General features: G+C 43.7%; 1 pseudogene. It reads right to left on the bottom strand.

From position 1 onward, the window contains the following. Nucleotides 1-295 (bottom strand): annotated as a pseudogene (locus CWB78_RS18900) (FtsW/RodA/SpoVE family cell cycle protein); the annotation flags it as partial.

Here is a 295-nt window from a genome sequence, read left to right as displayed (position 1 = left end):
TAGCACCACCAATAACAACACAAAGCCGATTAGTAATAAGTAGGGGTTAGCTTTATTCCACAACGACCTAGGTACTTGTTTTCTTATGCAATATAAACTCAAACTAGAGCCCTAAAAAAATACCGTGGCGGATAGTACAATGATAAATGTTGCGTAACAGCCTATCGGCCGTCGGCATTGACGCACTATGTACCATCACAAAGCCCACCCCTATTAGCATTAGCATGCAATAAAGGAGCGGCACATCAAAAAGCTGCGCCGAAGGGTGAGGAGTACATGCCTCTTTAATATCCGC

It is taken from the genome of Pseudoalteromonas sp. S1612 (genome assembly GCF_005887175.1).
In the GTDB taxonomy this organism is placed as follows: domain Bacteria; phylum Pseudomonadota; class Gammaproteobacteria; order Enterobacterales; family Alteromonadaceae; genus Pseudoalteromonas; species Pseudoalteromonas undina.
Note: the sequence above shows the minus strand (reverse complement) of the source record. Positions and strands in the feature narration are given on the sequence as shown.